Source organism: Streptococcus sp. HMSC034E12 (assembly GCF_001835915.1).
Classification (GTDB): Bacteria; Bacillota; Bacilli; order Lactobacillales; family Streptococcaceae; genus Streptococcus; species Streptococcus vaginalis.
The window spans coordinates 1-6,272 of the sequence record NZ_KV826451.1 but is presented as its reverse complement, the minus strand read 5'-3'; the positions used below and the strand labels follow the sequence as shown (position 1 = coordinate 6,272).

At 41.2% G+C, this 6,272-nt stretch carries 12 protein-coding genes; all 12 read right to left on the bottom strand.

The window, feature by feature from the left end; all coding sequences use genetic code 11:
- On the bottom strand, positions 1 to 952 hold a 952-nt coding region (locus tag HMPREF2574_RS06995; RefSeq protein WP_083313003.1), incomplete at its 3' end, for a DNA cytosine methyltransferase.
- A gap of 134 nt (positions 953 to 1,086) precedes the next feature.
- Complete coding sequence (locus tag HMPREF2574_RS06990; RefSeq protein ID WP_070812362.1) at positions 1,087 to 1,917, bottom strand: PD-(D/E)XK nuclease-like domain-containing protein; 831 nt, start codon at positions 1,915 to 1,917, stop codon at positions 1,087 to 1,089.
- The gene (locus tag HMPREF2574_RS06985; RefSeq protein WP_070812361.1) at positions 1,917 to 2,843 is read right to left on the bottom strand and encodes a recombinase RecT; all 927 of its coding nucleotides are present in this window, start codon (positions 2,841 to 2,843) and stop codon (positions 1,917 to 1,919) included. The genes HMPREF2574_RS06990 and HMPREF2574_RS06985 overlap by 1 nt, the downstream gene beginning before the upstream one ends.
- Position 2,844: 1 nt before the next feature.
- Positions 2,845 to 3,021, bottom strand: coding sequence for a hypothetical protein (locus HMPREF2574_RS10570; protein WP_164232090.1), 177 nt, complete (start codon positions 3,019 to 3,021; stop codon positions 2,845 to 2,847).
- 153 nt (positions 3,022 to 3,174) lie between these two features.
- Positions 3,175 to 3,357, bottom strand: a complete 183-nt coding sequence (locus HMPREF2574_RS06980) for a hypothetical protein (RefSeq protein WP_070812360.1) — start codon at positions 3,355 to 3,357, stop codon at positions 3,175 to 3,177.
- On the bottom strand, positions 3,354 to 4,199 hold the full coding sequence (locus tag HMPREF2574_RS06975) for an ATP-binding protein (protein ID WP_070812359.1): 846 nt from the start codon (positions 4,197 to 4,199) through the stop codon (positions 3,354 to 3,356). The genes HMPREF2574_RS06980 and HMPREF2574_RS06975 overlap by 4 nt, the downstream gene beginning before the upstream one ends.
- A gap of 2 nt (positions 4,200 to 4,201) precedes the next feature.
- Positions 4,202 to 5,050, bottom strand: a complete 849-nt coding sequence (locus HMPREF2574_RS06970) for a replication initiator protein A (protein WP_070812358.1) — start codon at positions 5,048 to 5,050, stop codon at positions 4,202 to 4,204.
- Between the two features lie 12 nt (positions 5,051 to 5,062).
- A complete protein-coding gene (locus HMPREF2574_RS06965; RefSeq protein ID WP_070812357.1) occupies positions 5,063 to 5,296 on the bottom strand; it encodes a hypothetical protein in 234 nt (77 codons plus the stop codon).
- Positions 5,289 to 5,456 carry a hypothetical protein gene (locus tag HMPREF2574_RS10565; RefSeq protein ID WP_180363988.1) on the bottom strand — a complete coding sequence of 56 codons (168 nt, stop codon included), beginning with the start codon at positions 5,454 to 5,456 and terminating at the stop codon, positions 5,289 to 5,291. Before HMPREF2574_RS10565 ends, HMPREF2574_RS06965 begins: the two co-directional genes overlap by 8 nt.
- The gene (locus HMPREF2574_RS10445; RefSeq protein ID WP_180363987.1) at positions 5,457 to 5,630 is read right to left on the bottom strand and encodes a DNA cytosine methyltransferase; all 174 of its coding nucleotides are present in this window, start codon (positions 5,628 to 5,630) and stop codon (positions 5,457 to 5,459) included. It abuts the gene before it with no gap.
- Between the two features lies 1 nt (position 5,631).
- Positions 5,632 to 5,964 (bottom strand): hypothetical protein, encoded by a 333-nt coding sequence (locus HMPREF2574_RS06960; RefSeq protein ID WP_070812356.1) that lies wholly within the window; start codon positions 5,962 to 5,964, stop codon positions 5,632 to 5,634.
- Positions 5,961 to 6,185: a hypothetical protein gene (locus HMPREF2574_RS06955; protein WP_070812355.1), complete on the bottom strand. Its 225-nt coding sequence runs from the start codon at positions 6,183 to 6,185 to the stop codon at positions 5,961 to 5,963. The genes HMPREF2574_RS06960 and HMPREF2574_RS06955 overlap by 4 nt, the downstream gene beginning before the upstream one ends.
- Between the last annotated feature and the right edge of the window lie 87 nt (positions 6,186 to 6,272).

Here is a 6,272-nt window from a genome sequence, read left to right as displayed (position 1 = left end):
CTTTATTAAATCCCCTTGCCTTTTGAATAATCTTCGGCTCTGTCCCTCCTCCTTGCATGGTCGAAAGAGTTGGCGCGAGACCTCTGGGATCGTACACTCTTGAGTTTTGGTCGTGATTGCTTGGCAATTTCCCTGCAACCACAATTCCGTGCCTGTCTTGACTGGTTAAGGTAAACATAGGCTCTCCGTCATCTTTAAATCTGCGTCCGTTTTGGCGTTTTTCTGGTCTTTCTGGTGTTAAGACTGGAATAGCGATTTGTTTGGGTTCTTTATAGTCTCTTGCGCATAAAGTTCCGATTAAACCTTTAGAACCATAAACAACGCCGCTTGTTCCTAGGGCTGTACTATTTGGATTTTTGGTGTTGCCGACAATGTCAATTTCTAGCTGTTCGCTATCAAATTTTTGACCTTCTCCTCCGAGAGGAAATACTCCTTTGGTACATTCTCCTCTAAGATGTCCGATAATGAACACACGTTCCCAATTTTGGGGGACTCCAAAGTTTTTGCTGTTAAGCACTTGCCATTCAGCGTCATACCCCAGTTCATCCAATGCTGAGAGTATGGTCTCGAACGTATCCCCCCCATTGTGGTTGAGGAGTCCTTTGACGTTCTCAAGGAATAGCAAGCGAGGTCTGAGAATAGATGCGAACCGTGCGATTTCAAAAAACAGAGTTCCTCTAGTATCTTCAAATCCTTTCCGCTTTCCCGCAATGCTGAAAGCCTGGCACGGAAATCCTCCGCAGATAATGTCAACGTGTCCAATTCCTCGAATAAGCTCATCTGTGACTGTTGTAATGTCATGTAGTTCAATTTCTCCTTCTGTGTTATGTATAGCTTTATAGCTTGCTCTAGCAAACTTATCAATTTCGCAAAAACCAACACATTCATGACCAACGGATTCCATCCCAAGACGGAAACCGCCGATACCTGCAAATAAATCTAAAAATTTCATTCCTTTATTTTCAAAAAAACAGCGACTGCCTTTGTGTGAGTTTGGCTAAATACGGGCGGTCGCTCGTCCAAGGTCACATGACCGATTGACACACTTTCTAGTTCGCTTTTAACGTGGTTCACGGCACGTTGGTTTTAAATTTCTATCAAATCATTCAAACTGATAACTGCATCTAGTTTTTTCTGACTTCGGCAATAGTCACAATGACCGCACTTTTGAGGTCTTTGTTTGCCTTGAACAACATCCCAAACCTCGACAATATCGGCTTTTAGGTTGCCCAGACCTTCTTCAAGCCATTCTTCGTCAATCTTCAAAGCGTCTTTATCAGGTACAGTTTCTTTGCTGACTGCGACAATAAGAGGTCTAAACTCCTTATCTGTCATCTGTTTTAACAATTCACGATACAAAGCCAACTGCCCGTGATAGCCAAAGTTTAAAATGTTATTGACTGCTGCAGGAACTCGTTTCCTTAGATCCGAGTTCCATTCTTCGGAGTAGATAGATTTCATAGTTTTCAAATCCACGAAATAACCTCTTGACAAATTGACACTATCGAGCTTGCCCTTGACTGGCACACCTTCAATTTCTCCATAGACAATCATTTCTTTTTCGACTTTATCACTTGGATAGCCATGATATAAGCGATTGAAGCCATCGTCATCTTTCAGGCTCTCAATCATTTTGTCGCCGATAATAAAGTCAGACTTGAGGTTTCCTTTGTTCTTGCCAGTTTTCGCAAAAAGTTTATTGCCATTCTCTGCCATAAACTTTTTATGTGCTTCCGGGCTTTCAAAATAGCTGTGTACATAGTTTCCGAGCAGGAGAGGGGTTTCGTCCCGCTCTTCTACCCAGATACCATTATCAACTGCGTAAGCCTTAGCTTGACATTGCTTGTAGCGTTTATAACGCGAGTATGACAAGCGACTAGTATCTTGATAATAATTTTCTTGCGTTAGTTCGACCATCACATCAAATCCTCAAGCTCTTTAAATAATTCGCCTTGTTCGCCGTCCAAAATTTCGCCCGTTTCTTCATTGACTTTTGGTGTGGTTGTTTCTGTTTTGGAAACAGCCACTTTATTTTTCGGCTCTTCGGCAGTTTCTTGCGGATTCTCAACACTTTCCGATTCGGAAACAGTTGGATTTCCAAGAACGTCATCAAGGCTTTCGGTTTCTTGCGGGGTGACGTCCTTTGTTTGTCTGCCGTCTTCGTACTCGTCAGCAATCGTGTTGTTGATGGCTCCAGCAAACAAGTCGCTATCATTGCTTGTATTGATAAACATTTTGGCCGCGCGATTGATAACAGTCCTCATAGCCATTTGGTCAGGAAAATCAATCTGCACATTCGTTGTCTTCGCCTTAGACCAAGACTTATCAATTTGTTTTTTAGTCATGACTTCCAGAAACTCTTCTCCATCCGTACGAGTGATGATGCAATAAGCGGAAATTATTGGATTATCTGCGTTCCGCCAATCCGTCTCATGTTTGACTAACTTCTTACGGCCATTTTCAACCGCTACCTCTAATGTATCTCCTTCATAAACAACATTTGCAATAACATCTTTAACATCTTGCAAGCCCTTAGTGACTTTAATAGCCCCAAAATATGACATTCTAAGCTGAACATCCGAACCATATTTGATAAAGTAGCATTGTTTTTTAGCCGGACTTAGTCCTTGGGTCACCATTTCTAACAAGGCATTATAAACACTATCTTGTGTACATTGCTGGAGCAAATTTCCGCTACTGGAGTTTTTCAGCGCATAGTATGCTGAGCTCAGGGCATTACTTACGCTGTAATTCGGCGCAATCAGTAACCCCTCGCCTTTCATAGCCTCGATGCGGTTAGCTACGTTCGATGTAACTTGTTTCTGCGTTAATTCATTTGCCATGTTATTTCCTCTTCTTTGTCTTTCTTAAATTCCAAATCTCACGTTTCAGGCGTTTGTTCTCCTGACTGAGTGAGATAATCTTATCTTGTTGCTCGTTGATAATCTCGCCCAACTCATAACCTAGATGTAAATAGTCAGCGCGCCAGTTATCAATCTCTGCTTGTAAATCTTTATCCATCCGCTCACCTAATCTACAAAGCTAGTATGGCAATGTGGACAACTAGTGTGCCAACCTTTGCTTTTACTGTTTGGATTATAGCCTGCAGTCTGTGTGTAGGGATTCTGCTTATAGATGTCATTGTGACACCGAAAGCAAATCCCGTCTGTTGGTTCAAACATCCCACTTCCCGCCTTTCAAATACATCTGTTCCATATCTTGCAGCTTGCCTAAACACGTTTCTTCAGAGACTTTCATCAGCTTGTTTATTAGCACGTCTGACAAGTCGTAGTATTTTTCCGAGAATACAGCGACCATTTCAAAATTGGACATGCTTGCTTTTAAAACACTTGTCATATACTGCGCCTACTTTCTGTGTCGTTTTTAAAAATAAATTTGTTATCTTTGCTGCCTGCCAAAATTCTATCAATCAAACTAGGCTCGTAGAGCTGCTTTAATTGACTTCCTGCGTAATTCGTTGTAATAATCGTCTTCGTTCGATTCTCTAAAAGCCGATACAGGAACGACTGCGCCCAACTGCTGCCCTCTTTGACTGTATTTCCAACGCTGGACTCTTTGCCCAAATCGTCAAGCACGAGGAAGTCAACATCTGTTAAGAATTTGAGGGTTCTTTTTTCGTCCCAGCAGGCGTCTTTAAAATTAAACGCTTCTTTCATCCGTGAGAATAATTCTGACACCGGCATGTAAACAACCGATTTTTTATTTCCAAACTTTTGGAAAGTCTCGTTGATTGTCTTAGCCATGCCTAACGCTAAGTGGCTCTTGCCAACTCCGGGTGGCCCTTGAAAAATGACATTGCCTTCGTAACGCTCTTTAACGTATTCTCTTGTAAAGCGTTTAGCAAAGTTCACGGCATTGGCGTCTTGCTCTGTACGGATTTCAAAGTTTCTGATTGTCGCTTGTGCTATTTTAGGTGAGATGATAGATTCTCTTTCAAATACTGCGTAACTCTTAAAGTTTCTAATTTGACTTTCAGCTTTTGCTCCCAGCTCTTCCAATTCGCGGTTGATTTCTTCTTGCCCGCATTCAGGGCAAAAATCAAAAGTGTTATTTGTGCAGGGGTTCGTTGTTCGTATCATTAGCACAGAGGGATGTTTGGGGCAGCGCTCGTTAATCGGGTAAGTCCTTTCATAGTATGCAACTCTTAATTCTTTAACGCTTCTTAGTTCTTCTGCCATAATTAAATACCTAATTTCTCATCATAGCCGTCATCAAGCATAGTGACTATTCCTGCTCTGCTTCGTGGCTTTACTCGGTTCTTGACCAGTTCGGGAGTATTTAAACCATCATGTTTCCAGTTATTTAAAATCCCTTGCAAATAAGAGAAATAAGGGCGACCGTTATTAACAGCCTCTTTGACTGCTAGCGTCAATAGTTCTAAGCTATTCTCTTCTAGCATATAGCGCATATCATCAATTTGTAGGGGTGTTGGCTGCTTTCCAAAATTCTCTACAATCAAATTATTTAATTTTCCTAAGTCGTTGACGACAACTGGCGAAGCCAAACTGTTCTGATTTGCTATACTAAATAAAGTGTTTCCACCAGTCGTCGTAGACGCACTTGTCTTATCTTTATAGTTATTATTAGTATAGTTATAGTTAGTATAGTTAGAGTTTAATTTTTGAACTTTCGCAAGTTCATTTTCTAAACTTTCGGAGTTTAATTTTTGAACTTTCGCAAGTTCATTTTCTGCAACATCTGTAACTCTATTGACGAAGATAACATCCGAACCATTGAAGACTTTTCTGATTTCAATCAGCCCAACATCTAACAACTCTTTCTTTATTTTGACTGCTGTAGCTCTTGACTTTTTTAAAATCGCCTCGGTTTCATCGATTGAAAAATGAATATATGGAACAGTTCCGTCAATCCAGTTGTTTTTAATTGACAAACTCAATCTATTGCGCATAAAACCATACAGAACTTTTGCGTCATTGCTCAGCTTGCTAAAACAGTCGTTTTCGAATAGTTCTATAGGTATAGCTATGAATCTGATGTTTTCTTTAATATCATTGACTGTATAGACCATTCTTGCTCCTATCTAATACTGCCAGCCCGGACTTTTCTTCCGAGCCTCTGCCAATTTGCGTGCTCGTTCTCTGCGGTCGTGCTCGATTGCACAGACTATATACATAGCTTCAAGTTCTATGCGTTCATCTTCTCGTGCTTCTTGCTCTGCTTGCTTTCTGGCTTTGCGCCAGTCTAAGTGGTTGACAAATGCGCCTGCCAAGAAGAAGAATGCTAGTGTTGCTACCGCTCCTAAAATTTCACTCATTCGACACCTCCCGTTTTAATAATTCTTCCTTGATTTTGGTCAGCATATCAATGTCTGCCAAAAGAAAGATTTCAAAGTCAGAGGGCTTGTTTTCGTCCTCAATCATGTGCTTGTTGAGGGCTATCTTGCCGTCAATCCACTCAATCATCATCTCAAGCATTTATTCTACCTCCTCAATTTGGTTGATGATGTCAACAAGAACTTTCTCTTTCATTACCACGACTTCTTTTTCAAGATAAAAACTCTTGCCATTTTTTCTGCTCAAAATTGTCGCAAATGCTTCCATGCCCAGACGAAAACCGCCGATTCCTGCAAATAAATCAAGAAATTTCAATCTATCCTCCCACTCCATTAGCGTCCGCAATCCGCTTCGCTTCTTCTGCTTTCTGGCGTTCTTTAAGCTGATACTCGCTATTCAGCTTGTTTAGGATAATGTCTTGTGCCGAGTTTTTATTTTGCAGTCTCTCGATTTCACTTGCCTTTTTCTCAAGCTCTGTCTTTAGTTCACTAATTTGTCGCTGCTGATGTTCGGTTGATGTGATTAAGCCGACAGCCAACAGCAGCATGACAAACGCTAAAGTAGTCATGATTAGATTAGCGTTGGCTATTGAGCGTTTGTTCGTTATGTGTTTAGCTTCTAGCGTGCTAACTCGTTCATTCAGGGTCATGCGTCGCCCTCCACCAACTCAGGGTGTATTTTAAGACCTGTAAATTCTTCAATTCCTTCTGATGTTGCGTTTCGCTTAAACAGCTCTATAGCAATTTCTTTATTATCTTCAAAGCTTCCGAGATAACGGTCACAATCCCCGCATTGCTCGCAGTATTCTGGTTCCTCGTAGCGGTCTAACACATACCAACCGCCGAGATGATTTTCGTATAAATGTTTCATCTTTTCACCTCTTCTTGAAAATCGTCGTCTTATCGCCTTCGATTTTCATAGCGCCTTTTGGCACGACTGAAAAGCTAACGCTATTCC

What these genes read in the sequence shown, in the direction of transcription:
- HMPREF2574_RS06990 (WP_070812362.1), bottom strand. Translation starts at nt 1,917, where the DNA reads ATGGTCGAACTAACGCAAGAAAATTATTATCAAGATACTAGTCGCTTG.
- HMPREF2574_RS06985 (WP_070812361.1), bottom strand. Translation starts at nt 2,843, where the DNA reads ATGGCAAATGAATTAACGCAGAAACAAGTTACATCGAACGTAGCTAAC.
- HMPREF2574_RS10570 (WP_164232090.1), bottom strand. Translation starts at nt 3,021, where the DNA reads ATGGATAAAGATTTACAAGCAGAGATTGATAACTGGCGCGCTGACTAT.
- HMPREF2574_RS06980 (WP_070812360.1), bottom strand. Translation starts at nt 3,357, where the DNA reads ATGACAAGTGTTTTAAAAGCAAGCATGTCCAATTTTGAAATGGTCGCT.
- HMPREF2574_RS06975 (WP_070812359.1), bottom strand. Translation starts at nt 4,199, where the DNA reads ATGGCAGAAGAACTAAGAAGCGTTAAAGAATTAAGAGTTGCATACTAT.
- HMPREF2574_RS06970 (WP_070812358.1), bottom strand. Translation starts at nt 5,050, where the DNA reads ATGGTCTATACAGTCAATGATATTAAAGAAAACATCAGATTCATAGCT.
- HMPREF2574_RS06965 (WP_070812357.1), bottom strand. Translation starts at nt 5,296, where the DNA reads ATGAGTGAAATTTTAGGAGCGGTAGCAACACTAGCATTCTTCTTCTTG.
- HMPREF2574_RS10565 (WP_180363988.1), bottom strand. Translation starts at nt 5,456, where the DNA reads ATGCTTGAGATGATGATTGAGTGGATTGACGGCAAGATAGCCCTCAAC.
- HMPREF2574_RS06960 (WP_070812356.1), bottom strand. Translation starts at nt 5,964, where the DNA reads ATGACCCTGAATGAACGAGTTAGCACGCTAGAAGCTAAACACATAACG.
- HMPREF2574_RS06955 (WP_070812355.1), bottom strand. Translation starts at nt 6,185, where the DNA reads ATGAAACATTTATACGAAAATCATCTCGGCGGTTGGTATGTGTTAGAC.